This window comes from Beijerinckia sp. L45, from assembly GCF_009765775.1.
Classification (GTDB): Bacteria; Pseudomonadota; Alphaproteobacteria; order Rhizobiales; family Beijerinckiaceae; genus RH-AL1.
The window spans coordinates 70,196-96,875 of record NZ_LMUU01000215.1 but is presented as its reverse complement, the minus strand read 5'-3'; the positions used below and the strand labels follow the sequence as shown (position 1 = coordinate 96,875).

At 65.8% G+C, this 26,680-nt stretch carries 22 protein-coding genes and 1 pseudogene; 6 read left to right on the top strand and 17 right to left on the bottom strand.

Annotated features, from left to right (window positions below):
* The 3 genes from GSQ79_RS22505 to GSQ79_RS22495 form a co-directional block, all read left to right on the top strand.
* Window positions 1-665, top strand: a 665-nt coding sequence (locus GSQ79_RS22505; protein ID WP_368669965.1) for an isochorismatase family protein, incomplete at its 5' end; no start/stop codon positions are given.
* Complete coding sequence (locus tag GSQ79_RS22500) at window positions 662-991, top strand: hypothetical protein (RefSeq protein WP_158811006.1); 330 nt, start codon at window positions 662-664, stop codon at window positions 989-991. The genes GSQ79_RS22505 and GSQ79_RS22500, both read left to right, overlap by 4 nt.
* Window positions 988-2,247, top strand: coding sequence for an MFS transporter (locus GSQ79_RS22495; RefSeq protein ID WP_158811005.1), 1,260 nt, complete (start codon window positions 988-990; stop codon window positions 2,245-2,247). The genes GSQ79_RS22500 and GSQ79_RS22495 overlap by 4 nt, the downstream gene beginning before the upstream one ends.
* Here the strand turns inward: GSQ79_RS22495 and GSQ79_RS22490 are convergent, their stop codons facing one another.
* Window positions 2,248-3,582: a 2-hydroxycarboxylate transporter family protein gene (locus GSQ79_RS22490; protein WP_158811004.1), complete on the bottom strand. Its 1,335-nt coding sequence runs from the start codon at window positions 3,580-3,582 to the stop codon at window positions 2,248-2,250.
* Window positions 3,583-3,758: 176 nt separating this feature from the next.
* On the opposite strand from GSQ79_RS22490, the gene leuC reads away from it, so the two are divergent.
* The 3 genes from leuC to GSQ79_RS22470 all read left to right on the top strand — a co-directional run bounded on the left by leuC (window position 3,759) and on the right by GSQ79_RS22470 (window position 7,779).
* Window positions 3,759-5,180: a 3-isopropylmalate dehydratase large subunit gene (gene leuC, locus GSQ79_RS22485; protein ID WP_158811003.1), complete on the top strand. Its 1,422-nt coding sequence runs from the start codon at window positions 3,759-3,761 to the stop codon at window positions 5,178-5,180.
* 1 nt (window position 5,181) lies between these two features.
* Window positions 5,182-5,781, top strand: coding sequence for a 3-isopropylmalate dehydratase small subunit (gene leuD, locus GSQ79_RS22480; RefSeq protein ID WP_158811002.1), 600 nt, complete (start codon window positions 5,182-5,184; stop codon window positions 5,779-5,781).
* Window positions 5,782-6,432: 651 nt separating this feature from the next.
* Window positions 6,433-7,779 carry an amidase gene (locus GSQ79_RS22470; RefSeq protein WP_158811000.1) on the top strand — a complete coding sequence of 449 codons (1,347 nt, stop codon included), beginning with the start codon at window positions 6,433-6,435 and terminating at the stop codon, window positions 7,777-7,779.
* 58 nt (window positions 7,780-7,837) lie between these two features.
* On the opposite strand, the gene GSQ79_RS22465 is transcribed toward GSQ79_RS22470, so the two are convergent.
* From GSQ79_RS22465 to GSQ79_RS22390, 16 genes and pseudogenes are all read right to left on the bottom strand, one after another.
* Window positions 7,838-8,821: an ABC transporter substrate-binding protein gene (locus GSQ79_RS22465; RefSeq protein ID WP_158810999.1), complete on the bottom strand. Its 984-nt coding sequence runs from the start codon at window positions 8,819-8,821 to the stop codon at window positions 7,838-7,840.
* 30 nt (window positions 8,822-8,851) lie between these two features.
* The gene (locus tag GSQ79_RS22460; RefSeq protein ID WP_158810998.1) at window positions 8,852-9,703 is read right to left on the bottom strand and encodes an ABC transporter permease; all 852 of its coding nucleotides are present in this window, start codon (window positions 9,701-9,703) and stop codon (window positions 8,852-8,854) included.
* The gene (locus GSQ79_RS22455) at window positions 9,700-10,452 is read right to left on the bottom strand and encodes an ABC transporter ATP-binding protein (protein WP_210253183.1); all 753 of its coding nucleotides are present in this window, start codon (window positions 10,450-10,452) and stop codon (window positions 9,700-9,702) included. Before GSQ79_RS22455 ends, GSQ79_RS22460 begins: the two co-directional genes overlap by 4 nt.
* A 186-nt stretch (window positions 10,453-10,638) precedes the next feature.
* Window positions 10,639-11,532, bottom strand: a complete 894-nt coding sequence (locus GSQ79_RS22450; RefSeq protein ID WP_158810996.1) for a LysR family transcriptional regulator — start codon at window positions 11,530-11,532, stop codon at window positions 10,639-10,641.
* A gap of 77 nt (window positions 11,533-11,609) precedes the next feature.
* A complete protein-coding gene (locus GSQ79_RS22445; protein WP_158810995.1) occupies window positions 11,610-12,707 on the bottom strand; it encodes a class II histone deacetylase in 1,098 nt (365 codons plus the stop codon).
* Between the two features lie 12 nt (window positions 12,708-12,719).
* Window positions 12,720-14,300 carry a GMC family oxidoreductase gene (locus GSQ79_RS22440; protein WP_158810994.1) on the bottom strand — a complete coding sequence of 527 codons (1,581 nt, stop codon included), beginning with the start codon at window positions 14,298-14,300 and terminating at the stop codon, window positions 12,720-12,722.
* Window positions 14,301-14,311: 11 nt separating this feature from the next.
* Window positions 14,312-15,367, bottom strand: a complete 1,056-nt coding sequence (locus tag GSQ79_RS22435; protein WP_246725510.1) for a branched-chain amino acid ABC transporter permease — start codon at window positions 15,365-15,367, stop codon at window positions 14,312-14,314.
* Window positions 15,368-15,374: 7 nt separating this feature from the next.
* Window positions 15,375-16,265: a branched-chain amino acid ABC transporter permease gene (locus tag GSQ79_RS22430; RefSeq protein WP_158810993.1), complete on the bottom strand. Its 891-nt coding sequence runs from the start codon at window positions 16,263-16,265 to the stop codon at window positions 15,375-15,377.
* Between the two features lie 2 nt (window positions 16,266-16,267).
* Entirely contained in the window at window positions 16,268-16,987 is a 720-nt protein-coding gene (locus tag GSQ79_RS22425; protein WP_158810992.1) for an ABC transporter ATP-binding protein, read from the bottom strand.
* A complete protein-coding gene (locus GSQ79_RS22420; protein ID WP_158810991.1) occupies window positions 16,980-17,801 on the bottom strand; it encodes an ABC transporter ATP-binding protein in 822 nt (273 codons plus the stop codon). The genes GSQ79_RS22425 and GSQ79_RS22420 overlap by 8 nt, the downstream gene beginning before the upstream one ends.
* A gap of 22 nt (window positions 17,802-17,823) precedes the next feature.
* Window positions 17,824-19,122, bottom strand: a complete 1,299-nt coding sequence (locus tag GSQ79_RS22415) for an ABC transporter substrate-binding protein (protein WP_158810990.1) — start codon at window positions 19,120-19,122, stop codon at window positions 17,824-17,826.
* Window positions 19,123-19,212: 90 nt separating this feature from the next.
* Window positions 19,213-20,625, bottom strand: coding sequence for an amidase (locus tag GSQ79_RS22410; RefSeq protein ID WP_158810989.1), 1,413 nt, complete (start codon window positions 20,623-20,625; stop codon window positions 19,213-19,215).
* Between the two features lie 215 nt (window positions 20,626-20,840).
* Window positions 20,841-22,736 (bottom strand): primary-amine oxidase, encoded by a 1,896-nt coding sequence (locus tag GSQ79_RS22405; protein WP_246725508.1) that lies wholly within the window; start codon window positions 22,734-22,736, stop codon window positions 20,841-20,843.
* Between the two features lie 110 nt (window positions 22,737-22,846).
* The gene (locus tag GSQ79_RS22400; protein ID WP_158810987.1) at window positions 22,847-24,112 is read right to left on the bottom strand and encodes a D-amino acid dehydrogenase; all 1,266 of its coding nucleotides are present in this window, start codon (window positions 24,110-24,112) and stop codon (window positions 22,847-22,849) included.
* A 99-nt stretch (window positions 24,113-24,211) separates the two neighbouring features.
* Entirely contained in the window at window positions 24,212-26,311 is a 2,100-nt protein-coding gene (locus GSQ79_RS22395; protein ID WP_158810986.1) for a methyl-accepting chemotaxis protein, read from the bottom strand.
* A gap of 142 nt (window positions 26,312-26,453) precedes the next feature.
* Window positions 26,454-26,680: pseudogene (locus tag GSQ79_RS22390) on the bottom strand (hypothetical protein); the annotation flags it as partial.

Below are 26,680 nucleotides of genomic sequence, written 5' to 3'. Positions count from 1 at the left end.
CGTCGCCCTTTTCAGGCGGCTGGTCGAGCCCTGACCTGCGCAGCCTCCAGCCGCCGCCAAAACATCCCTCGGCCTACGACGAACCACAGGAAATCAGCATGCCACTCACGACGCTCGATCCGAAAACCGCCCTCATCGTCATCGATCTGCAGAAAGGAATCGTGGCGCTCGCCGCCCGGAACGGGGTCGATGACGTCGTGAAAAAAGCCCGCGCCCTGGCCGACGTTTTTCGCGCGCGCCAACTTCCGGTGGTGCTGGTCAACGTCGCCGACAGCGCGCCGGGCCGCACCGAGCGGCCGCGCCTGAGCGCGCCGTTTCCCGACGGCTGGACCGATCTGCTGCCCGAACTCGGACAGCAGCCGACCGACATCACTGTGACGAAGCGCACCTGGGGCGCCTTCGCAAGCACGGACATCGAGCAGCGGCTGCGCGCGCTCGCCGTCACCCAGGTGGTGGTCGTCGGCGTCGCCACCGGCACCGGCGTCGAAGCCACCGCGCGCCAGGCCTATGAGGCCGGCTTCAACGTCACGCTTGCGACCGACGCGATGACCGACCTCCGCCCCGAGGCACACGACTACAGCATCGCCAACGTGTTCCCCCGGCTCGGCGAAACCGGCACGACGCAAGAGATCATCGACCTGATGAACCGGAGCGCCCACGCATGAACTGGCTTCACGATATCGCCTATTTCTTCGGCGGCGCCTTTCTCATCAACGCCGTGCCGCATCTCGTCAGCGGCGTGATGGGCCGTCCCTTCCAGAGCCCCTTCGCCAAGCCGCGCGGCGTGGGGTTGTCGTCGTCGACGGTCAATGTGCTGTGGGGCTTTTTCAACCTGGTCTCTGCCTACCGACTTGTCGTTCGGGTCGGCACCTTCGACCTTCGTTCCATCGAAGATAGCGCTGCCCTTGGCCTGGGAATTCTTGTCATGGGCGTCATCACGGCGCGTCTGTTCGGCAGGCTCCATGGCGGCAACGCGCCCGGCGCCGCGTGAGCTTCGCGACCAGCCGCTTCCGCTCGCTGCGCGGCTTCAACTACCGCGTCTGGGCCTGCGGCGCGCTCGTCTCCAACGTCGGCACCTGGATGCAGCGCACCGCCCAGGACTGGCTGGTGCTGACGCAGCTGTCCCACAAGAGCGCCAGCGCCGTCGGCATCGTCATGGCGCTGCAGTTTGGGCCCCACCTTCTCTTGCTGCCGTTCACCGGCTTTGCCGCCGATCATTTCGACCGCCGCAAGCTGCTGATGATCACTCAGGCAACGACAGGCGCGCTTGCGCTCGGCCTTGGCGCCCTCACCATCGCCGGCCTTGTGCAGCTGTGGCACGTCTACGTTTTTGCCGGCCTGCTCGGTTGCGTCAGCGCCTTCGATGCGCCGGCGCGCCATACCTTCGTTTCGGAACTCGTCGGCGAGGCCGACCTGTCGAACGCCGTGGGGCTGAACTCCACCTCGTTCAACGCGGCGCGGATGATCGGCCCGGCCGTCGCCGGTGTTCTCATCAGCGCGGTTGGTACCGGTTGGGTTTTTCTCATCAACGGGGCCTCGTTCGGCGCCGTCCTCGGCTCGCTCTGCCTGCTCCGCATCGGCGACCTGCACCGCAACGCCCGGGCGCTGCGGACGCCCGGCGGACTCGTCGAGGGGTTCCGCTATGTCTGGAAACGCCCGGACTTGCGAGCCGTCCTGATCATGCTGTTCTTCATCGGCACCTTCGGCCTGAACTTTCCGATCTTCATCTCGACGATGGCGGTCACCGTGTTTCACGCCGGTGCTAGCCAGTACGGGCTGCTGACCTCGATGATGGCAATCGGCACGGTTGCCGGCGCGCTGCTCGCCGCCGGCCGGGAAAAGCCGGATATCGCGGTTCTCAGCACGGGCGCGCTGTTTTTCGGGATCGGCCTGGCGCTCGCCGCGATCATGCCGACTTACTGGCTCTTCGGCCTGATGCTCGTCCTCGTCGGCGTCTCCGCCCTGACCTTCAGCAACACCACGAACAGCCTGCTTCAGCTCTCCACGGAACCGGCGATGCGCGGCCGCGTGATGGCGATCCGCCTCGCCATCGCTCTGGGCAGCACCCCGATCGGCGCGCCGATCGCCGGCTGGGTCGCCGACACGTTTGGGCCGCGCTGGAGTCTTGCCGTCGGCGCCGCGTCCGGCTTTGCCGCAGCCGCCGTCGCGGTCCATTACCTTGCGACGCATCGCGGCTTGCGCGTCGGGCTCGAGGCAGGCCGTCTGCGCTTCAGTATACGACCGTGATTAGTAAAACGCCTTCATCAGCAAGGTCGCGATCACGATCATCGCTGCGCCGCCGATGCGCGTCGAGATCTGCGCGAAAGGCATCAGCCCCATGCGGTTAGCCGCCGAGAGGATCGCGACATCGCCGGTGCCGCCGAGACCACTGTGGCAGGCGGTGACGATCGCCGATTCCACCGGATACATGTTCAGCCAGCGGCCGACGAAGAAGCCCGCCGCGATCATCGCCAGGACCGTGGCCGTGCAGATGGCGAAATAGCCCAGCGTGAACGCCGCCGTCAGCTGTGGCCAGGACACCAGCAGCGCGCCCATCGCGACGAGGATCGACGACGTCAGGTTCGTCGTCATGAAGCGATACATCTGGTAGGCGCCGAGCTCCATCCGCGCCGGGATCAGTTTCGTGACCTTGAGGATTGCCGCGCCGACGATCATCAGGATCGGGCCGGGAATGCCGGTCACCGGCGCCAGCAGCACGCCGAGGATGTAGAAACCGCAGGCGAGCAGCAGCCCGGCGCCCATCAGGCCGAAGTCGACCGGCGCCTCCCCATCCGCACCGGCGAGCAGATCGCGATCGGCGCCGCTGCGGACCAGAATGCCATTGCCGCTGTAGGCCGGCCGCTTCTCGCCAAGCCGATTGAGCATTCCGCTGGCGATGATCGCCACCACGTTGCCGAGCAGGGCCGCCGGCACCATCATCGCGACGAGGTCCGCCTGCGGCCGATGCAGCATCTCGGCATAGCCGAGCGAAAGCGGCAGCACGCCTTCGCCGAGGCCGCCGCCGAGAATCGGCACCACGATGAAGAAGAACGTGTGCTTGATCTCGTAGCCGAACAGCAGCCCGACCAGCACGCCGGTGCCGATCGCCACGGCCGTCCCGATGAGCAGCGGCACGAACATGCGCAGAAAACCCTGCACCAGCACCTTGTGGTCCATCCCCAGGATGCTGCCGGCAACGAGGCAGGCTATGTAGAGATACTGCAGGTTTGCGGTCTTGTAGGTCGCGGTGACCGCCTTCAAGATCTCGGGATCGACGAGGTGGTAGCCGATCAGGGCCGAGGGCACGAAGAGGCTCATGATCGCCGTGCCGCCGATCTGCTTCAACACCGGCAGGCGGCTCCCGAGCTCGACCATCAGGAAGCCGACCAGCATCAGGATCGTGAGACCGCCTATAAGGTCGTTCGGCAGCCGCTTGGTCAGCACGGCGGCCGCCGTCAGCGCCGTGAGGGCCACATAGACGGGGAGCGGAAGCGGCCCGACCTTGAACACAGAAACGCGGAGCCACAGGCTCGGCGCGCGGTCTTCAGGCGCGGATATGGTTTCGACGGCACTCGTGCTCATGGCGTTTCCCGGCGTACGGCCGCTCTTCCGGCGGTTTTTGAGAGCTTAGCCGGAGGCCATGCCTCATGGCCAAGGCTGATCGCGGATCAATTGATGCGAAGCTTGCATGAGCGCGCGCCGCAAATTTGTGCTGATCTCGGCGCCGAAAGCTTCAGAAGACTCTTTGGGAGACAGTCGTGGCGCCACGAACTCTGTACGACAAGCTCGTGGATGCCCACACCGTGCGCCGCCTCGATGCGGACGGGCGCCAGGTGCTGCTCTACATCGATCGCACCGTGTTGAACGAATATACCAGCCCGCAGGCCTTCACCGGGCTGCGCGAGGCCGGGCGGCCTGTCTGGCGGCCGCGCGCCTCGCTCGGGACCGTCGACCACGTCAACCCCACCGCCAGTCGCCGCGTCGCGGCGATGGCCGATGCCGGCGGCGAACGCCAAGCGGAATATTTTGCCGAAAACTGCCGCGACTTCGGCATCGAGCTGTTCGACGTTCTGCATCCACTGCAGGGCATCGAGCACGTGGTGATGCCGGAGATCGGGCTGGTGCTGCCCGGCATGGTCATCGCCGCCGGCGACAGCCACACCACAACCTACGGCGCCTTCGGCGCGCTCGGCTTCGGCATCGGCACTTCCGACATCGAACATTATCTGGCGACTCAGACGCTGATCTATAAACGCCTGAAGTCGATGCGTGTCACCGTCGACGGCACCCTCGCGCCGGGAGTCCGCGCGAAAGACGTGGTGATGGCGCTGATCCGCACGATCGGCGCATCGGGCGCCACCGGTTATGCCATCGAGTTCGCCGGCACCGCCATCACGGCCCTCAGCGTCGAGGGACGAATGACGATCTGCAACATGGCCGTGGAGGCCGGCGCCCGCGGTGCGCTGGTCGCGCCCGACGACCGCGTGTTCGCCTATATCGCCGGCCGGCCCCGGGCGCCGAAGGACGATCTGTGGGACCAAGCCGTGGCTGCCTGGCGCGAGCTCAAGAGCGATCCCGACGCCGTGTTCGACCAGGAGGTGGTCCTTTCCGCCGAAATCATCGAGCCGATGGTCACCTGGGGCACCAGCCCCGATCAGGCGGCGCCGATCAACACCAGCATTCCAGACCCAGCGCAGGAGCCCAATCCCGACCGGCGCCGCGATATGGAGCGCGCGCTGGCCTACATGGGCCTTGCGCCCGGCATGGCCCTCGATGCGATCACCATCGACCGCGCCTTCATCGGCTCCTGCACCAACGCCCGCATCGAAGATCTGCGCGATGCGGCCCTGGTCGTGCGTGGCCGCCATGTCGCGGCGGGCGTGCGGGCGATGGTGGTGCCCGGCTCGAGCACGGTGAAGCGGCAGGCCGAGGCCGAGGGGCTCGACAAAGTGTTTCTCGATGCCGGCTTCGAGTGGCGGCAATCCGGCTGTTCGATGTGCCTGGCGATGAACGACGACGTGCTCGGCGCCGGCGAGCGCTGCGCCTCCAGCACCAACCGCAATTTCGAGGGCCGCCAGGGCGCCGGCGGGCGCACCCACCTGATGAGCCCGGCGATGGTCGCCGCCGCCGCGATCGCCGGCCGGCTCACGGACACCCGCCGCGACATCGGAGGCAACTGACATGCAGCCCTTCACCATCGTCAGCGGCATCGCCGCGCCGCTGCCGGCATCCAACATCGATACCGACGTCATCATGCCGAAGCAATTCTTGAAGGGCGTCGACCGCAGCGGGCTCAGCGACGGCGTGTTCCATGATCTGCGCTTCGGGCCTTTGCGCGACACCTTCGTGCTCAACAAGAGCCCGTGGCAGGAGGCGCGCTTTCTCGTGGTCGGGCCGAATTTCGGCTGCGGCTCGAGCCGCGAGCACGCCGTCTGGGGTCTCGGCCAGCTCGGCTTCCGCGCCCTCATCGGCACCAGCTTCGCCGGGATCTTCTTCGACAATTGTGCGCGCAACGGCATGCTGGCGATCACCCTCGAAGCCGCCGCGCTGGACACGCTGACGGCGATCGTCTCCGATCCCACAACGGCGGCGCTGACCATCGACCTTCCCGCCCAGACCATCACCGCGCCGGGCGGCCTGCAGCTTGCCTTCGACATCGAACCCACCCGCAAGGAGTCGCTGATCCTCGGCCTCGACGCCGTCGGCGCGACGCTGCAGGAGCGCGCGGCGATCCAGCGGTTCGAGCAGGCGTATCTGCAGGAAAATCCCTGGTTGGCGTGAGAGGTGCGACCGAAAGCCAGAGTTGCGCCGCGGCCCCGATTGCCACTACGTTGAGTCCGGGCTCGCACTGACATGGACCGGCGATGTCGCTCCAAAGCGGGTTCGGCCGCCCGGAGCGGTCGGCGCTTCATCCTGACAAACGCAGGTCGGGCGCACATCTTGGGAGGATGCCGGTGTACGTCGATTCCCGGAACGACTGGCCGGCGCCAGGGCCACGGAAACCGCCGCGCCCGCATAGCCGCCTCACGAAACGCCAGGAAACGGTGGTGATCTGGATCATTGCCTTCAATCTTGTGATGCTGCTCCTCGCGCCTTTGGCGGGCGTGACCCTGTTCGACGCTATCATCGCCTTGATGAGGGGCTGACCGCAGTCGCTCTCCATTATTTGAACGCGTGCCTGAAACGCCTGCGTCGCGCGAACGCCCTCCGCGTCAGGGCGAATCGTGACGGCCTCTGCCTTACGTCGTCGATAACGCGACCTGCCGATGGTATCGTTTGTGCTAAAACAGACGTCGCGTTCTACTCCTGATCCGATCGCCTTGACGGCTGGTTGAAGTCTAGAACACCTGCACCTCAAGTCCTGGCCCGCAACCGAGCCGATCGACATCGTTCTCAGCGTTTTCAACACGCGCAGACATCGCCGGAGCATTCATGAATCAAGAAAACCACAGCACGCCAAAGCGGCGGCCCTTTCTGGCTGCGAGCGCGGCCTTTGCCTCCGGCACGGAGACGCCGCGCACGTTCCTCGAAGGATGCCTCGAGGACGTGGCGCGCTGGGAGCCGAGCGTCGGCGCCTTCACGGTGATGGATCTCGAGGGCGCGCGCCGGAACGCCGACGAGTCGACGAAACGCTGGGCAGAAGGCAAGCCGCTTTCGGCGATCGACGGGATGCCCGTCGGCATCAAGGACATCATCGACACCGATGACATGGACACACAACAGGGATCGGTCCTCTACCAAGGCCACCGCCCGCTGTTCGGGGCCGCCAGTGCCATCGCCTTGCGCCTCGCCGGTTCAACCATTCTCGGCAAGACCGTCACGACGGAGTTTGCGTCGAGCGAGCCGCGCGGCACGCGCAACCCTTGGGACGTGACACGGACACCGGGCGGCTCGTCCAGCGGCTCGGCGGCTGCCGTCGGCGCGGGCATGGTGTCCGGCGCAATGGGAACCCAGGTCGTCGGCTCCATCATACGGCCCGCCGCCTTTTGTGGCACCTATGGCTACAAACCGAGCGTCGGCGGCATCAACCGGGGCGGCAGTCTCGACCTGCTGAGCCATAGCTGCTCGGGCGTCATCGCGGCGAGCCTGGAGGATGCCTGGGTCATGGCCCGGGAGATCGTCGCCCGCGTCGGCGGCGACCCCGGCCATGTCGGCATCGTCGGGCCGATGACGCCGCCCGCGGCCGAGCGACCGAAGCGTCTCGGTCTGCTGCAGACGGCCGGCTGGGCGGTGATCGAGCCGGAGGCCCAGGAGGCTCTCGAGCGTGCGATCGCCGACCTGCGGCAATCCGGGATCGAAGTCGTCACCCGCACCGATTGGGCGGCGTTGGAGGAGACGGAGCAGGCCCTGGCGGAATCCCTCGATATCGCGATGAAGATCATTGCCTGGGAGTGGCGCTGGCCGCTGAACGCCTTCATGGCGCGGGATGCCTCCGCCATCAGCCAATCCGCCCGGGATCGCGCCGCGACGGCCGAGGCAATGACACAGGCCGAGTACGCGGCGATCTTGACGCGTCGCGCCGCCATTCGTGCGACCTACGCCAAGCTCGCCGATGGCGTCGACGCGCTCATCAGCGTCACCGCGCCGGGCGCCGCGCCTGTCGGACTGGCAACGACCGGCAACCCGATCTTCGTCGTGCCCGGTTCGATCCTCGGTGTGCCGGTGGTGACGCTCCCCCGTCTTCAGGCGGGCGGCATGCCCCTCGGATTGCAGATCCTCGGCTTCGAGGGCGGCGATGCCAAGCTCTTCGCGCTGGCTGCGGGCCTCGACCAAATGTAACGCGATCGTCGTGGCGGAAGCGAACGCCTCCGCCACGGCAGCTTCGACGACACGGACGCTACTTGATGGCTTTCACGAATTGCATGTCGATGATCCCGTCATAGGGCACGTCCTGCTTGAGCAATCCCGAGGTCATCACCACGGCCTTGCCCGTGGCCCAGCCCTGCTCGGTGATGATCCCGTCGGTGCTCCAGACATTGTCGGCAAACCCTCGATCCATGGTCGCCTTGACGTCTTCCAGAGGCATGGTGGGAAACTGCTCGTGGGCAAACGTGAGGGCTGCTTTTGGATCGTCATGAAGCGCATGCAGCCCCTTCATCATCGCCCTGACGAAGCCCGCGACCGTTTCGGGATCCTTGCGGATCGACTCTTCGCGCACGCTCATGACGGAGTAGGCGTAAGGACCGAGTTCCGCGGGCACGCTGTAGAACGGCTCGTCCCATAATCCGGCGCGAATGCCTTGTGTCACCTGCGGTTCCGACAGCGCGGCGATTTCGATCTGCCCCGATTTCATCAGCGCCAACTGCCCGGCATTCGTGCTCTCGACGATCGTGACGTCCGTCAGCGCCAGGCCGGCCTTGATCACGACGTAGCGGGTGATCGAGTTTGGCGTCGAGCCGAAAAACAGCGTCCCGATCTTGCGCCCCTTCAGAAAGGCGCCGAGATCATGACCGGGGGTGAGGCCTTTCTTCGCGACGAAGTAGACATTGCCGCGGTTGACCACGTTGGCCACCGCGCGCATCTCGCCGCCCTTGATCTTGGCAAAGGCGTCGTGCTCTGGCCCACCGATGAAGGCGAACGCCTGCCCTGAGAGGACCGCGTTGGTGTGGCTCGATCCGCCCCCTTCGAGCGCCACGACCTGGCCCGAAAGCCCTTCGGCCGCGAGAAACCCTTTTGTCGCCGCCATATAGAGCGGCAGGTACCCGATGCTGTGAAAGGGTTCGGCGATCACGAGCTGCTTTTTCTCTTGCGCGCGCAGAATGGACGGCATCGGAAAGAGCGCGGTGGACGCTGCGAGCGCGGTAAAGGTGCGACGGTTCATGCGATAAGGATTCCGAGCAAAAAGGATGGATCAGTGAAGGACGCCGCGGCGCAGCGCTTTCTCGAGCGCAGAAACCGCGAGGTACATCAGAATGGACAAAGTCGACAGCACCAGCACCGCCACCCAGACGAGCGCGATGTCGTAGGTCGAGCCGGCGTAGAAGATTTCCCGCCCAAGCCCATGCTGCGAGGCGATGAATTCGCCGACCACGGCACCGGTCAGCGCCAACCCGATGTTCACCCGCAACAGCGAGATCATCCAGGGCAGGCAGGCCGGCACCACGAGTTTGCGGAAGACCTGCCAGCGCGACGCCCCAAGCGAATAAAACAGACGTTCGCTGTCCGGGTCGACGGCCTTCACGCCGGAAGAGACGGTCAGGGTCGTGACGACAAGCGTCAAGGCCGTCGCGATCGCGACTTTCGAGGCCAGCCCGATGCCGAAAACCAGAATGACAAGCGGCGCCAAAGCCAGTTTTGGTATGCTCTCGAAGCAAATGATGAAGGGCTGCGCCACGGCGGCATAATTGCGCGACCACCAGAACGATAGGCCGATCATCGACCCGATCGCCGTTCCCAGCGCAAAGCCGATCAAGGTTTCCTCGAATGTGGTCGTGATGTCGATTAAGGCATCGCCCTCGACGCAGAACACGATCAGCGAGTGGAACACCGCGCTCGGCTGCGACCAGAAAAACGCGTTGATCACGCCACTATCCGCCGCGCCTTCCCATGCGAGCAGCAGCAGAATCAAGATCCCCACCTGAACGCCGGCGATGCGCCACGCGGGCCAGGGCTTCTGAACCGGCAGGCGCCGGGCGCGGCGCGGGCGGGCCGCCTCGATCGTTTTTGACAAGACAACGCCAGGACGCGTCGGGCTGACCGTCATGCTGCATCCTCGATCGCGTGCGAGGCCGACAGCAATTTGAGACAATGCTGCTTGAGGCGGGCGAATTCAGGCGTGGTGACCACCGAACGGTCGCGCGGTCGGTCGAAGGGCACGGCGATCGTCTCCACGATCCGGCCGGGCCGCGTCGCCATCACGTGAATTTCATCGGAGAGAAACAAGGCCTCGTCGAGATCGTGGGTGACGAAAACCACGGTTTTCCGGAAATCCGACCAGAGCTGCAGCAGCCATTCCTGCATCTGTTCTTTGGTCTGCGCGTCGAGGGCGCCGAAGGGCTCGTCGAGCAGGATGACGTCGGTATCGATCAGGAGCGTGCGCAGCAGGGCCGCCCGCTGCCGCATGCCGCCAGAAAGGGTCGCCGGATATTTCAGCTCGAATCCGCCGAGGCCGTAGCGCGCGAGGTAGGGCATCGCCTGGGCGCGGGCGTCGCGCAGCTTGGCCCCACGGATCTCCATGCCAAGCGCAATGTTGTCGAGCACGGTCCGCCACGGCAGCAGGAGATCTTTCTGCAGCATATAGCCAACCCGCCCGATCAGACCGGTGAAATCCTCGCCATCGATCAGAACCCGCCCGCTGGACGGCGGCAGCAGACCGGCGATGACGTTGAAAAGCGTGCTCTTTCCGCAGCCGGACGGCCCGATGAGACTTACGAAGCGCCCGGCCTCGGTCGCCATCGTCACAGGCGCCAGCGCTTGAAATTTTGAACCGCGCTCCTCGAATGCCACTGACACGAGGTCGACAACTAATTTTGAGATGCCCGACTCCATTGGCCGTGTCGCGGCCCATCACTAAGCAACGGATGTGCCACAGTCGCCCGCACAGCCCGGGCTGCAAGGTTTGTGACAACACAATCCAACGCTGCGAGAAGGCCTCGCGACCCTCGCGGCCTTTTAGGCTTAAGCTCGGCCGCTTGGCCGCTAATCCGCGGTCCGAAGCGCGAGCGCCCGTTCCCACAGCGCCTCCGCCGTCTTGGTCTGCCGCGCTTTGGGGCGAAACAGCCGGATCGCCATCGGCACCTCGTCCCGCTGCGTTCCAGCACGCACGAGACGGCCCGCCGCCAGGTCGTCTTCGACCAGGCTGAGCGGCGCCCAGGCGATTCCGCGCCCGTCGCGCGCCATCGCCGCAAGCACGCTGGCGAGGTGGGAGGAAAAGGCCGGCGTGCGTGGCGCGGTCTTGCCGCTGGCCGACCAGGACGCCGCGAGGATCCGCCCCATCCCCGATTCCGAGGTATAGGCGAGACAGGGGCCGTCGAGTGACGGCGCGCCGGCGAACAGCGACGGCGCAGCCACCGGCAGCAGGACGTCGTCGCCGACCCCGATCGAGCAGAACGTGTCGCCGGTGAGCCGCGTCGCCGCGGCGGGATGGTTGTGGCAAAGCAGGAACTGCGCGCGTCCCTCCACCATCAGCCGCTCGCAGGCGACCATATTGTCGGCCGTGAGCTGGACCGTCGCCTCCGTTGGCGCCGTCGCCTCCAGGGCGCGAAGCCAGGTGGGAAAGAACGTCAGCGACAGCACATGCGTCGCCGCCAGCCGCAGCATCTCCGAGGCCTCGCGCGCCGCGCCGAGCGCGTCCTGTCGCCCGATCTGCAGACGCCGCAGCATCTCCTGCGCCGCGGGTAGAAAGCGCTCGCCGGCGGGAGTCAGTCGCACGGCATGGGTGCCGCGGTCGAACAGAGCCGTACCGATCCAGTCCTCGAGAGCCCGGATGCGCCGGCTGAAGGCGGGCTGGCTCACCGCGCGGCGATCCGCGGCGCGGGAAAACCCGCCCTCGTCCAGAACCGCCAGAAAATCCTCGAGCCATGCCGTTTCCATGGCTCCTCCCTACGTCGGGAGGGAGGCTCTCGCAATCGGCCAATGGCGGAAGAGCGCCCGCCCCGGCTGCGAGCCTCCTAAAACAGTGTCACGGCCTCTCGGGCGGCCGCGATCGCCGCGTCCTGGTGCGGCTGCAGCGTATGACCGGGATAGGCGGAGAAGTTGGAGAGGAACGGATCGTCGATGGCGGTCCTGATGCCGCTCAGCTGCTCCATCACCGCGAGACCGCAATAGGGAACGTAGCTCGCGGAATAGCCGCCCTCGTGCGACATCGCGATCTTGCCGCCGCAAAGCTCGTCGGCAACGGCCATCAGCGTCGCGGTCATGCCGCGGTAGGCTCCGCTGTGCAGCATCATCCGCCCGAGAGGGTCGGCGGCACTGGCGTCGAAGCCGGAACACACCACGATCATGTCCGGCTTGAACGCGCGCAGCGCCGGCACGACGATTCGTTCGAACGCAGCGGCATAGGCGCCGGCGCCACAGCCGGCCGGCAACGGGATGTTGATGTTAAAACCTTCGCCTGAGCCTTCGCCCCGGTCGCTCACCTTGCCGGAGTTCAGCGGATACAGGCCGTCCTGGTGCAGCGAGATCGTGAGCACCTCGGCGCTGTCGTAGAACGCCTGCTGGGTGCCGTTGCCGTGATGCACGTCCCAATCGACGACCGCGACGCGGCCGATGGTCCTCGCGGCGCGCGCCTTCATGATCGCCAGCGGCACGTTGGCGAACAAACAGAAGCCAAGGCCGCGGTCGCGCTCGGCGTGGTGTCCGGGCGGGCGCACCAAAGCATAGCCATTTTTGATGTTGCCCGTGGCGACGGCGTCGACGACCGCAAACGTCCCGCCGACAGTGAGGCAGGCGATCTCGAAACTGCCCGGCCCGAAGGGGGTGAGATAGCTGGCGTCGCCGCCGCGATCGGCGCTCAGCGCCTTGATCTTGGCGATGTAGTCCGGCGTGTGGAACAGCGCCAGGTCGGCTTCCGTTGCCGCCGTCGCGCGGATCGGCACCAGCTGATCGACGAGGCCGGAGACCTCCATCAGGTTCTTGAAACGCCTCTTGGTCGCGGCGTTTTCCGCGTGCTCCCCCGGCTCTATGGTCAGCCCAGCCGGGAAGATCGTCGCGGCATTGCCGGTGTCGTGCCAGAGGTAGAGCTCGTGGAAATTCCAGCCCGTCGCCATTGCCGCTCGCCCCTACCCTAAAATCATCTGCGCGGCGCGCTCGGCGATCATGATCGTCGGCGCGTTGAGATTGCCCGAAATCATCTTCGGCATCACGGACGCATCGGCGACGTGCAGCCCGTCCAGCCCATGAACCTTCAGCGTCTTGGGATCGACGACGGCTCTCGCATCCGTGCCCATCCGGCAGGTGCTGGATGGATGATAGAGCGTCGTGCAATGGCCGCGGATGTAGTTGATGAGGTCGGCGTCGCTCTCGCATTCCGCGCTGGGCGGAAGCTCGCCCGACAGCACTTCGGCGAGCGGGCTCTGTGCCGCGATGCGCCGGCTGATGCGGATGCCTTCGACCATCGTGGCGAGGTCGACGCCTTCGGGATCGCTGGTAAAATAGCGCGGATCGATCATCGGTGCCTCGATCGGATCGGCGTTGCGCAGGCGGATCTCGCCGCGGCTGTTCGGCCGCTGCAGCGTCGAGTGGAAGGTGACGCCCGAGCCCGAATGCAGGAAGCGCGCATAGTCGCGATGACTGCTGAGCGCGCCGTAGAGCTGCAGATCGGGCTCGACGTCGGGGCGGCTGCGGACATGGCCGGCGGCGGCAACCCAGGCCGAGGTGCGCAGGCCCGTGCGATCGTCCTGCCACTGTTTGAACGAGGTGTCCCACTCTTCGCCGGTCAGCGCGCCGATGCCGATTTTCTGGTTGGCCGAAAACGTGATGGGGATGTTGATATGATCCTGCAGATCCTTGCCGACGCCCGGCAGGTCGTGCACCGGCGCGACATCGACCGCGCGCAACTCGTCGGCCGGGCCGATGCCGGAGAGCATCAGGAGTTGGGGCGAACCAATGGCGCCCGACGACAGCACGACCTCTGAGCTCGCATGCGCCGTCTGCAGGTGCGCCTTGTCGAGATATTCGACGCCGACGGCGCGGCCCTTCTCGACGAGGATGCGGGTGATACGCACGCCGGTCTTCATCGTGAGGTTTGGCCGCTCCAGCGCCGGACGCAGGTAGCTCTTGCCCGTGCCCCAGCGCTCGCCGTTCTTGATGAAGAACTGGAAGAAGCCGACGCCCTCCTGGTCCGTCCCGTTGAAATCCTCGTTGAGCTTGTAGCCGGCCGCCTGCGCGGCTTGCAGCCACAGATGTTCGCCGGGATCGGTATAGGCGGGATCGCTGATGTGCAGCGGGCCGCCGGTCCCATGCAGCGCGTCGTTGCCGAGCCTCTGGTTGTCTTCCGAGGCCTTGAACACCGGCAGCACGTCGTCCCACGACCAGCCCGGATTGCCCATCGCCTCCCAGCCATCGTAGTCCGACGGCAGGCCGCGGATGTAGATCATCGCATTCAGCGCGCCGGAGCCGCCGACCATCTTTCCGCGCGGCCAAAAGATGCGGCGGCCGCGGCAGCCTTCCTGCGGCACCGTATGAAAGCCCCAGTCCGCCGAGGTGTTGAACATCGTCACCCAGTCCGACGGAATGTCGGACGCGAGCGGGGCCGCATGCCCGGCTTCGAGCAGCAGGACTTTGCGCGCGGGGTCGGCGCTGAGGCGGTTGGCCATGACGCAACCGGCCGATCCGGCGCCCAGAATGATCGTATCGTACATCGTCGCCTCGACTACTGTGTTGCGGAGAGTGATGGTGCTTTGGCCGCAAACCGTTTGCGGGCCCAGCCGACGACGTCGCCGAGGCGCCCGATGAGACCGTTGGGCATCAGGATGATGGCGGCGGTGATGATCAGGCCGAGGCCGAGCGTGCGGTATTCGCCGGTCTCGCGCATTGCCTCGTCCGCCACCATCAGCACGACGGTGCCGACCAGCGGCCCCCAGAAGGTGCCGATGCCGCCCACGACGGTCGCGGCGATGATGAAGAGCAGCTGCGACAGCGACAGGATCCCCGGGCTGATCGCCTGGAAGTGCGCGGCATAGAAGCCGCCGGCGAGGCCCGTGAAGAAAGCGGAAACACCGAACACCAGAAGTTGCGACTGGAAGCGGTTGACGCCGCGCGCGACGGCATAGCCCGGATTGTCCTTCAGCGCGCGAAAGGCAAGCCCGATCGGGCTTTTGACGATGCCGTAGGTGCAGAGCATCGTGAAGCCGAACAGCACCGACACGATGGCATAATTGCCGACCAGCCACTTGGCGCGGAACAACGCGCGGGTGCCGAAATCGCCGAACCGCGCGAAGCCGACGGCGCCGCCGGTGAACTGCCGGCACGCCGAGCCGACCATGCGGAAACATTCGGTGTCGGTAACGATTAGGAGATAGAGCGCCTGCGCGATGGCGAGCGTCAGCAGCGCCACGTAGACGCCTGCGAGCCGCAAGCAGGCGAGACCGATCAGCAGGCTGAAGACGACCGCCGCTACCGCGCCCACCGGCAGCGCCGGCCAGATGTTCCAGCCGAAGTACACGCAGAGCATCGCGGTGGCGTATCCGCCGAAGCCGAAGATCGCCATCTGCGCCAGCGAGAACACCCCGGCGAAGCCGAACAGCAGGTTCCACTGCGAGGCGATGGTCGCGTAGAACAGCGCCAAAATCACCTGGCCCAGGAGATAGCGGCTCTCGACGACGTACGGGATCGCGACGAGCGACGCGATGACGAGCAGCGCCATGGCGAGATCGCCATAGGGGGCGCGGTGGCGGGCCATCAGGGTCGGCGTGGACGACATCGTCATGGCGCCCTCACAGCCGGCGGATCGCGGCGCGGCCGAACAGGCCGGTCGGGCGCCAGATCAGCACCAGGATGACGATCAAGAGGAGCACCGGAAACCCCCAGCGCGCGCCGGCGCCGAACTGCACGAAGGCCTCGATCAGGGCGAGGCCGAAGGCCGAGGCCACTGCGCCCGGCAGATTGCCGAGGCCGGCAATGACGCACATGATGAAGGCCTTCAACATCGGATCGCCGCCAAGCGACGGACTGAGCTGGGTGATCGAGCTCACCAGCACGCCGCAGATGCCGGCCAGCGCGCCGGCGAGCATCAGCACCTGGAGATAGACGCGGCGGATCGGCACGCCCATCAGTTGTGCCGCCTCGCGGTTCTGCGCCGTGGCGCGAATGGCTCGGCCCATGCGCGTGCGGGCCAGAATCCAGCCGACGACGCCCATCATCAGGAGCGAGACGAGGATGATGACGATATCCTGCACCGGCACACTGGTGACGCCGATGCGCAGCAGGCCATCCATCGACGTCGGCTGACGGAACGGCTGGCCGCCGTAGACGAGCAGGATGGTGTTTTCCAATGCGATGCCGATGCCGACGGTCGCGATCAGCACGTTGGTCTCAAAGGTCTCGGACGGCTGCTTCAGGAGGTGCTTGACGACGGCGCCGTAGAGGATCGCCCCGGCCAGCGCGCCGGCTGCGATGCCGCCGACGAAGCCGACGGGCGCCGGCAGGCCGTAGGTCGTCACCACCGTGTAGGCCGCGTAGCCGCCGAGCGTCAGCAACGCGCCGTGCGCCATGTTGAGCATGCCGAGCGACCCCCAGACGAGGGACAGACCGATCGTCGCCAACGCATAGACGGCGCCGTTGGTCAGGCCGGCCGTGAGGATCGCGATCAACGTGCTGGCGCTCATGATCAGCCTCCGAGGTAGGTGGCGAGAAGTTCGTCGCGCGCCATCAGCTCCGCCGGCGGACCGGACCAGACGATGGCGCCATTGTCGAGCAGATGGATCGAATCCGCCAAGTCCACGACGCGGGCCGGATTTTCCTCGACCAGCAAAATCGAGCGGCCCGACGCCTTGAGGTCGGCGATGACGAGATAGATCTGCTCGATGATCAAGGGCGCCAGGCCGAGCGAAGGCTCGTCGATGAGCAGCACGCGACCACCCATCATCAACCCACGGCCGATGCCGACCATCCGCCGCTCGCCGCCCGACAGCGTCGAGGCGATCTGCTTGCGCCGCTCAGCCAGCTTTGGCAGGCGGACGAACACCTCGTCCAGCCGCTCGGCGATGACGCTCTTGGCGCGCTCGGCATAGGCGCCCATCAGCAGGTTTTCTTCCACGCTCATCTGCGGGAACAAGAGATCGCCCTGTGGCACGTGGGCGACGCCACGCGCCGCGATGACGTCGGGCGCGAGACCGGCGATCGACTTGCCCTCGAGGTCGATGCGGCCGCCGCGCAGCCGCACCAGCCCGGAAATGGTCTTCAGCAGCGTCGTCTTACCGTGGCCGTTGGGGCCGACGACGGTGATCAACTGGCCGCGGCCGACACTCAGCGACACGTCGGTGAGAACGGCCGGGCCGGCGTAGCCGGAGGTAATGCCGGTAAGGACGAGCGCGAGAGTCTCAGGCATCGGCCGCCTGCTGATCTTGCTTGTCCCGGAAGAAGCGCTTGAGCCGGGTCGTGGCACCGGCGCCGAGGTAGGTCTCGACGACGCGCTGGTCTTCCGGCACCGCCTCGGGCTTGCCCTCAAAAATGATCTGGCCGTGGTGCATGATGATGACGCGCGTCGAGAGCTGCAGCAGGAACCGCATCACATGCTCGATCAGCACGATGGTGATGCCGCTTTTTTGCAGCTTGCGCACGAGGTCCATCACCACGTCGATCTCACCGGCGGTGAGGCCGCCGACCGGCTCGTCGAGGAAGATCATGCGCGGGTTGGTCGCCACCGCGCCGGCGATCATCAGCAGCTTGCGGTCGAGCACCGGGAGATCGCGAACGATGGCGTGGGCCTTGTGGGTCATGCCGACGAACTCGAGCGCCGCATAGGCGGCCTCGCGCGTCGCACGCCCCAGGCGAAACCCCGAAAACAGCCTCGGGTGGCGCCCGAAATGCGCCGCGACCAGCACGTTTTCCAGCACCGTCATCGTATCGAAGGCGGCGTTGAGCTGAAACGTGCGGGCGACGCCGGCCTGGCAGATGGTATCGGCTCCGAGTCCGGTGATCTCGCGATCACCGAACCAGAACCGGCCTGAAGTAGGGGCCGTCAGGCCGGTCACGACGTCGAACAAGGTGGTCTTGCCGGCGCCATTCGGGCCGCCGATCCCGAGGATTTCTCCGGCCTCAACGACAAGCGAGACGCAGTCCACAGCCTTCAGCGACCCGAAGTGACGGCTGACGCCGTCGCAGGTGAAGAGAATGCTATGAGGCGGCGAAACGCTGCTCATGGGGTGATGCGATCCAAGGGTCCTACTTGATCCACGGCGGCAGCACGAACTTATCGGTCGCGTAGAGTGCCGGCGCGATCAGTTTGGGATCGCTCTTATAGTCTTGGTGCTGCAGGAACTGGTGCGGCATGCCGAGCGAAGGATCGGAGACCTGCGTCGGGTAGCAATAGGCTGACTGCCCGTCGGGATCGACGCGCTGCACGCCGCTGACGCCGCGATAGACCAACTGCTTGATCGCATGCGACACCTTCTTCGCCTGGTCCTTGTCGAACGGCTTGCCAGCGCCGCCGGCGATGGCGGCGGACAGTGCCCACTTCCACAGCGCGTCATAGGTCTGCGAGCCCGTGATATAAGCCGCGCCGGGGCCGAATTTTTCGCGGTAGCTCTTACGGAAGTCAGCGGAAAAGTCGTCCGGCAGGCAACCGATCACCGTCGAGTAGATAACGCCGTTGACCGCTTGGCCGCCGATCTGGCGGAACGCCGGGAGCGACGGGCCGTACTGCATATAGATCAGGCTCTGCGTCGGCTGCGGCGTGAACTGCAGCATGAACTGCGCGAGATCCTGCGGCAGGAAATGCGTGACGAGGATCGCTGCCGGCGGATCCTGGCGCAGCTTGGCGAGCGTCGGCCCCCACTGGCTCGTCGGGAATCCGACGGTCTCGAACAGGCTGACCTCAAAGCCGTATTTCTGCGCCTGGTTGCGCATCGCGTTGGCGATGACGACGGCGTATTCGACGGAGGACGGAATGATCGCGATCTTCTTGTTGGCCGGCTTCCACTTGCCGTCCTTGATCAGATCGTTGAGGAAGCTGAGGCAGCCCGGGCCATAATAGAATTCCGGCGGATCCATCTGGAAGCTGCCGTAGAAGCGCTCGGGGTTGGTCTTGAACTTTTCGTTGTGCGAGATCAGCGTGTTGGCGTGCATCATGATGATGTCGTTATCGGCGGCGACGTCCATCTCCACCATGTTGGTGCCGACGTTGTAGCCGTTGATGATGACCGGCACCGAGTAACGATCGACGAGGCGCTGCATCGACTGGCTGACCACGTCGGCGCCCATGTCTTTGGTATCTTCGACGTGGATCTCGATCTTGCGGCCGAGCACGCCGCCAGCGGCGTTGATTTCGGAGGCCGCGAGTTCCAGTCCGTTCTTGAACTCGATGCCATCGGCAGCCGACAGGCCCGACATCGGCAAGGCAGCGCCGACCGGGATCGGGCCGCTGTCGCCCGCCGCTTCGCTCGGCTTGACGCTGGCGAGCGCCGCCATGCCGGCAACGCCGGCCCCGATCGATCCCCGCAGTAATGAACGCTTGTCGAGCATGCTTGTCTCCTCGTCCTATGGGAACAGGGGGCAATCAGGCGATTGCGAAAACCCTGCGTGGGATGGTTTGCACCGATACGAAATGGGTCGTTACAAGAAATGCGCCGGAAACGCCTCCTGGAATGCCGCGGCATAGCTCAGCACGGCGGAGTCGGCGCCGCGCGCGCCGACGAACTGCAGACCGATCGGCAGTCCGCTTGCCGTCTGGCCGCATGGCACGACGCAGGCCGGCTGCTGGCTGAGGTTGATGGGGAAACTGAAGCCGGCCCATTCGATCCAGCGGGGCAACCCGCTGTCCGGCGGTACTTCGTGGCCGACAACGAAAGGCGGAACGGACGTCGCCGGCGAAATGACGATATCGAAGCGCGCCAGCAGAGTGTCCATGGCAAGTCCGAACTCGGCGCGCGCCGCCATCGCCTGGACGTAGCGGACGGCGCCGAATTTCTCGCCGTCGGCGGCCATGTCGAGCAGGTTGGGGTCGACCTCGTGCCGGGCTTCCGCCAGCAACGGCGCGAGCCGCGCGGCGGCGCCGGAATACCAGAGCACGTTGAACGTCTCGAGCACGTCCGTGCCCGGCAGATCGATGGGTTCGACGATCGCGCCGAGCGCCTCGAGTTGCTGCACGATGGCCTGTACCGTCGCCGCAATCTCGGGATCGACCGTTCCGCAAGGCGGCGTCGCCCAGAAGCCGATGCGCGCGCCCTTGAAGCGGCGCGCCTCGTCGTCGAGCGGCTGAAGATCGGCTGGGCCCTGTAGCCAATCCTGGTCGTCGTTGCCGGACATGACCTTCAGCATGGCGCGGGTGTCGGCGACGCCGCGCGTCATTGGGCCGAGATGCGCGACGGTTCCGAATCCGCTCGCGGGGTACGCCGGCACACGGCCGTAGGTCGGCTTGTGGCCGGTAATGCCGGTGAAGGCCGCGGGAATGCGGATGGAGCCGCCGCCATCGGTGCCGAGATGGAAGACGCCTGCCCCCGCCGCTGCGGCGACGGCTGCGCCCCCCGACGAGCCGCCAGGCGTCACGGCCGGGTTCCAGGGATTGCGGGTGATGCCGCTGAGCGGCCCGTCGGTCAGCGCCTTCCAGCCGAACTCCGGCGTGGTGGTCAGGCCGAGGATCGTGGTGCCGGCCGCACGCAGCCGCGCCACCGCGGGCGAATCCGCCATGCACGGCGTATCGTTTGTGCTCAAACTTCCGTAGCGGATTGGCCAATCCTTGACCCAGACGATATCCTTGATGGTGGTCGGCACACCATCGACAGACGATAGCGGCGCGTGCGCGCGCCAGCGCTGCTCCGACGCCCGCGCCGCGGCCAACGCGGCATCGCGGTCGATGCGAGTGAAGGCGTTGAAGGTGGCATTGATCGCCTCGGCACGATCGAGCGCGGCGGTTGCGACGTCGACGGGCGACAGCGCGCCGCTCGAAAAACCCTGAAACAGCTCGGCGGACGTGAGACGGCACAGCGGATCGGCATCCGTCATCGGCGTCACGACGCTTGCACTCATACCAAAACCACCCCGATAAAACCGCGCCGTCGCGGTGTGCAAGACTAGGTTAGGGCGATTGCCGCCAAGCTAGATAATACTTTTTATCACCCGTCGATATACATCAAATGTAGGAAGCTGGAGCCTGCCGCATTAGCGCCCACCCCCTGCCAGCTTAATGGTCGGCCCTGCCGAAGCCAGCGGCAGAATCTGCCGTCACAACAGGAAATGCCCGGTCAGCCGCAGCAGCTGTGCCTCTTATTTGAGGGAGGGACATCAAGGGTCGGATTGCGGTCGAAGAAGCCGAACGGCTGCAGCGTGAAGCCACACGAGACGACGGGCTGCACGGGATAGTCCTCCGGCCGCGGCACGTGGTGATGCCCGAACGTGTGCCAGACCGTGATGGCGCGATCGGTGATCGGGCGATCCTGCGCCGCATAGGCCGGCAACCCCTCACCAGGCCCGCTCTGGTTCACATAGTCGCCGGCCGGCCATCGCTCGTCGGCTCGCGTCTGCGTCACCCAGAGATCGTGGCCGGCGAAGCCGGCGCGGGTGCCGACCTGCGAGCCCGGCCGCGCGAAGGTCTGCACCGCGCTGTGCGGCACCAGCTTGTAGGCCGGGTGATGGCCGAGCGCGGTGCGCCTGAAGCGGTTGACGATTGTCCAGCTGCGCAGCCGTGCGGCATCGGCATGGCGCCGTCCTGCCATCTCGGTTCCGAGCGGCGTCTCGACGAGCGTCAGGGCGTTGTTCCACGGGTTGTCTGGCCCCGGCGCGTCGGCGACGGTGTCGATTTCCAGCACCGTGTTGTCGGGGCCATCCACCGCCATGTCGAGGCGGACGTTGAAGATGTGCTGATGGTAGTGCCCGACGACGCCCGGCGCGACGAGCGTGCCACGGCCGGCGGTGCCGTCCGGCAGCAGGCCAGTGGTGTTGATGATGCCGGTGAGCTTGACCTCCAGCTCGATCGTGCCGTCGAGCTGAAGATGCCAGTAGAAGGCGTATTCATAATTTCCAACGGTGGCGATGAAGGAGATTACCAGCCGCCGCCCGCGGCGCACGCTGACCTCGCCGGTGCGAAAATCCGTGTGCTTCCACTGGATGCCGGTGTCTTCTTCGTGCATGCAAATGGCGTTGCGGATCACCTGGGCGCTGCCATCGATGCCGTTCACCGCGGCATCGAAGTAGCGGATGACGCCGAGGCAATCGCAGCCGAGCTGCAAGCTGTTGGCGAGGACGCCGATGCCGTATTCGCCACAATCGAAGGCGTTCTTGCGCACATGAGCGGCGTGCGGGCTGCCATAGGGCACGACCATTTCGGCGAGCGCCGCGCGGCGCAGCACGGAGCGTTGAATGTCGCCATCGCGGATGGTGAGGTTATGCAGCACCAGCCCCTCGCGCGGGGTGAAGCCGATGGAAAATTGCCAGCCGCACCAGGTCACCGCCCAGCCGTCGACCGAAAAGCTCGCGCCGTCGGGCTGCACCACGTCGATCGGCTTCATGTCGGTGCGCCAGGTCTCCTGGAATGTGGCGCTGTAGTTCGAGGGCGTCATCGGCACCGGGGGGGCATCGGGATCGTCGTCGACGCGGATGACCTCGCTGCTGTTCAGATCGACCAGCGCGGTCAGGCCTTCGACGGGGTGGGCGAACTGATTGTCGTGGGTGCTCAGGCGGATCCAGGTGAAGACCTGGATGATGCGGCGCCCATCCTCGTCGGACGCACCGAACACACCGCAGGACCAGGGATCGCAGCAGACCAGCGCCATGTCGGTGATGCCACGGCGGGCAAGGGCCGCGATGAAGCGCGGGTCGAGCCGCGCCAGGTGCTCCGCAGCCAAGAATTCCTCGGGCGCGATGCGCGGCCGGGCGCCAAGCCGCGCCGTCCAGCTGAGCACCCTGCCCTCGGCGAGCGATACGATGGCTTCGAACACCGCGACCGTCGCGGAGTCGTAGACGGCGACGAAGGCCCGGCGGTCGGCCACCCCGTCCATGGATTCATGCAGTACGATGGTCTCGAAGCGCATGCCCGGCCCGAGGTCATGCGCGGCGCGGACGATGCGGGCCGCCGTCTCGATCTCGTCGGGGCGCAGCGGGTCGAGCGGCCGTTCGGTCTGGCGGAGCGCTTCTACCGTCATCATCGCATCCTTCGCCGCGTCGCGGGCAAGCCTAATTATCTACGAAGGCTAGCATCGTCGTTTATTTGGTCAAGAGACCAAAAATGTGCAACAGGCTGATATATCGATGATTAGGGTGCCGTCGCGTAGCGCTGAAGGGACAGGTCATCTGCCGCGATATCCGGCGTCTTGCCCGACATCAGATCTGCCAGAACCTTCGCCGACCCGCAGGCCATCGTCCACCCGAGCGTGCCGTGCCCGGTGTTGGTGAACAGGTTGCCGAAGGCTGTCGCGCCGATGATCGGCGTGCCATCCGGCGTCATCGGGCGCAACCCGGTCCAAAAGCTGGCGCCGCGCAGGTCGCCGGCGTCGGGAAACAGATCGGACACCGACTGTTCCAGCGTGGCCCGACGCGGGGATCGCAAGGTGTGGCTGAAGCCTGCGAGTTCGGCGGTCCCTCCGATGCGCAGGCGATCGCCCAGGCGGGTGATCCCGACCTTGAACGTCTCGTCCATCACGGTTGATACGGGCGCGGCGTCAGGGGCGGCAATGGGCATCGTCAGCGAGTAGCCTTTGACGGGGTAGACCGGCAGGTCCAGCCCAAGCGGCTTGAGCAACGCCGGGGTAAAGCTGCCCATCGCTGCGACATAGGCGTCAGCGACCAGCACGGCGCCCTGCTCCAGCTCGACGCCAGACACGGTCTGCCCCTCTTTGAGGATCCGTTTGATGGCGGCACCATAGCGGAATTCCACACCGAGCTCGACGCAGAGCGCCGCGAGCCGCTGCGTAAACAGATGCGCGTCGCCGGTCTCGTCGCCCGGTAGATACAATCCGCCGACAACCCTGCCCGGCACCCGGGCCAGCGCCGGCTCGACGGCGATGCAGCCGGCCTCGTCGAGCACCTGGTGCGCCACGCCATAGCGCTCGAGCACGTCGGTGTCGGCGCCGACATGATCCAGCTGCGACTGCTTGCGGAACACCTGCAGCGTGCCGCGTTCGCGATGATCGTAGACGATCCCGGTCTCACTGCGCAGCGCCTTCAGCACGTCGCGGCTGTATTCCGCGAGCCGCAGCATCCGCCCCTTGTTGCGCTCATAAGCCTCCTCGGTACAGTTGGCGAGCATGCTTGCCAGCCAGAGATAGAGGCGCGGCTCGACGCGCGGCCACATGACGAGTGGCCGGTGCCGCATCATCAACCATTTCAGCGCCTTGATCGGAATGCCCGGCGCCGCCCAGGGCGCGGCATAGCCCGGCGAGACCTGGCCGGCATTGGCGAAGCTCGTCTCCATGCCCGCGCCAGGCTGCCGATCGACGACGGTCACGCTGTGTCCGGCTTTCGCGAGGTAGTACGCGCTGGTGATGCCGATGACGCCGCCGCCGAGAACCAGGATACGCATGCTGAAGCCTTTCGCGGCCGAATCGCCCTCGCGAGGCGCGTCGATGGCAGCATTTACACTGGGCCGGTCCTTCAGGTCACGCGATGCGGTTCGGCACGCTCAAGCCGTCTTGATGAACCGTATGAACTCGCGCACTTCCTCGCCGAGACGCGCCGCATCGCGGCTCAGGCCGCCACTTTCATCCAGCATGGCGCCGGCCGAGCGATGGAACAGGCTGGCCGACGAGCCGAGATCCGACAGGTTCTGCTCGACGTGCTCGGCGCTGCCGATGGCGGTATCGACCACCACCCGGATATCGTCGGTTGCCAAAGTCTGGATATCGAGGGCATTGGCGATCTCCGCGGACACGGCCTGCATTTCGCCGAACGCCTCCTGCATTCCGGCGACCGTTGCGTCGGTCAGGTTCGAGGCCGCCTGCACCGCGATCAGATAGCGCCCGATCTCGTCAGTCGCGCCGGCGGTCTTCGACGCCAAAATCTTGATCTCGTGCGCGACCACGGCAAAGCCGCGGCCCGCCTCGCCGGCGCGTGCGGCCTCGATCGTGGCGTTCAAGGCGATCAGATTGATCTGGCCGGCCACGGCCCGGATGACGTTGGCGACGTCGCTGATCCGCCGCAGCGTGTCCTTCAACTCGGTGATCGAGCGATCCATCAGGACCGCCCGCGTGTCGACCTTGGCCGAGATCTGCCGGGCCTGCCGCGTCTGGTCGCGGATGGCGGCGATCGCTGTCGACAGCGACAGCGTGGAACGCGCTGCGGATGCGAGGCTGGTCTTCGCGATCGCCGAGGATGTCGCGAGGTAGCCGATCCGGCCGATCGCGGCATCGCTGGTTTCGGCGACCTGCTCGGACCGCTCCCGGATATGCAGGGCCACCGCCTCGACGGCCTGCGTGACTTCGGCGACAGAGGTGGAGAACCGCTCTGCGATGCCATCCATTTCGCCCCGCCGCATCTGCTGTCGCTGAAACTCGGCCTCGCCGCTGTTCTCGTGAAGCCGGGCAATTTCATCGCCGCTGTCTTGAAGCCTCCCGACAGCACGGGCGATGTCGCCGATCTCGTCGGCTCGCCCGATATAGGGGACTGCGAAGCCGAAAAGCCCGTCGCCAAGCTCTGCGATGATCTTGGACAAGGCGCCGAGCGGTTTGGCGATGAGGCGGTGAACCGCGACGAGCACCGCCAGCAGGATGGTCAACAGGGCCAAGCCCGGCACCAGAAGCAGCGACGTGAACTTGTCGAGCTTAACCGCAAAATAAGATCGTTCGGGAATTTGGATGAAGACGTACCAGGGGTTCTTCACGGAACTGAAGCGGATCGCGCTCCACCGCCGCAACGTCTTGATCTGATTGGGACCTTCGGCGATATCGAAGCCGTCGCCGCGCTTGACCGCGGCGAGAGCCGTCTGCAGGAACGGATCCGATGCCCGCGAGATCGCCCGGCCAGCGCCGGGATGCGTCGACATGGCGACCACGCCGCGATCCGACACGACCGAGAACGTCGCTCCTGCTGGCACGACGAGGGACGACAGCGCGTCGCGGATCGCGTCGAGCTTCACGTCGATACCGATCGCCCCGACGATGGCGCCGTCGTTGCCGAGGGGCCGAGAAAACGACGTGACGAGAACGGGATCGCCCCCATCGGCGGCGTCGATCTCGTGAGGCTCGAGCAGGTAGGCTTTTCCAGACGAAGACGGCACGCGGTAAAGATCGGCCGCAAGCATGTCCGGCGAGACCTGGTCGTGGAAGATCTCCATGCCATTCTGATGCCAGTATGTCGTCAAACTGTTGGGGTCGCTCTTGTCTCCGGCAGCCGGAAAGCTTCCCGGCGTCCAGGCGAACCAGGCGCCGTAGACGTCGTTGCCCGCCAGAATGACGTTCTTGAGCAACGCGTCGTAAACGCGGCGATCCTCGATCTTCTCTTCCTTGAGGGCCGTCATGCTGTCGTTGGTGGTTTTGACGATTTCGAACGCATGTTCGAAAACGTCTTGCACCGCGCTGGCTATCGCCGTGGAGGATTGCTGCGCCGCCAAGGCCGCGTCGGCGTCGGCATCGTCGCGAAGCCGTTGCCCTACCAGGATGATGCTCACCGTCATGACACAGGCGGTCACTCCCGCGATGATAAGCGCGAGTTTGATCGCCACGGTCAGGCGATAGGATCTCGGCCGCGTCCCGGCAGGCATCATGCGTAAGACGGATTCGGGCATTCAACGCTCGGAAGACATAAAGACGAAAGGATCGTGGACGACCATCCTTAAGATCTTCGCTCTCCCATGCCGCACAAGCATGAACAAACGTGGCGCGGCAGCGTCGGCAACCGTTTTACCTTCGACCTTGACGCGACCGACGTCACGTCGTGCCGGAACCTCTTTTGCTAATAGTTTCAAGGTGTTCGAGATAGGCCGGCGCGAGCTTGAACTCCTGCGGCAGGTGCCGCTGTGGCGGCGGGCTGCGGAGGCATTCGTCGAGGTACTGGATCGCGGCGGTCATGCCCGCCTGGGAATAGGGCTTTGAAATCAACCCTATGGCGCCCTCATAGTCCTCGGGGACTTTTTTTGCATTGGCTGTCACGAAAA